This window comes from Mesorhizobium sp. M6A.T.Ce.TU.016.01.1.1 (assembly GCF_003997065.1).
Taxonomy (GTDB): Bacteria; Pseudomonadota; Alphaproteobacteria; order Rhizobiales; family Rhizobiaceae; genus Mesorhizobium; species Mesorhizobium mediterraneum.
In genome coordinates this window covers 1-661 of sequence record NZ_RZTJ01000101.1, presented here as the reverse complement: position 1 = coordinate 661, position 661 = coordinate 1, and the positions used below count along the sequence as shown (strand labels likewise).

The 661-nt window shown below is 59.3% G+C and carries 1 protein-coding gene; it reads right to left on the bottom strand.

Annotation, left to right across the window (positions count from 1 at the left end):
* Nucleotides 1-274: 274 nt before the first annotated feature.
* Nucleotides 275-661, bottom strand: a 387-nt coding sequence (locus EOC94_RS33425; protein WP_127295880.1) for a hypothetical protein, incomplete at its 5' end; no start/stop codon positions are given.

Here is a 661-nt window from a genome sequence, read left to right as displayed (position 1 = left end):
AATCCGGACATTAGCCCGGACTAATAAAGCAGACTCAATGTGAGCGGTTGACTTGGCGCTATGTTACGCGGGTCTGGCTTGGCCCTTCAAGAGCCAATGCCGGCATCGCACTGTGCCTGAAGGAAAGCGAACATGCGGCTGTGACCCGGCTGGCACCAGCGGCGTAATCCTGCCGATCTTGCCGAAGGGCGTTGGCCGGACGAGGTCAGCACCTAGTGTACGCAAGCGACGGCCGGACGGAATGCGACCTCCCATCCGGCCGGATTCCGGTTTGCTAGGCAGGTATCAGGACGGCGATCCGATGCACGCCGACCTCCTTGCTTGTATTTGTCGCCTCGTCGGTCTTGCCTTTGGCGCAGGTGTACATGTCACCCGTCTTGAGCTTGAATTCCTTGTCGGCCTTCTTGATCGTGAACGCACCTGAAGCAATGGTGCAGACCATATCGTTGTCCATCACCGTCTGAGGCGCGTGTGCGCCGGGCTGAAATACCACGTCGACAATTGCGATGCTCTTGTAGGCGGGAATGTCGGAGTTGCCGGTGCTGACCTCAACCACCCTGACACCGGGCGCAATCTCCTTGCCTTCCTTCGGGCCGTATTTCTTCGCTGATGCCGCCAGGGTGAACAGAGGCGTTATCGCGGCAGCCGTCACACCGAGAGC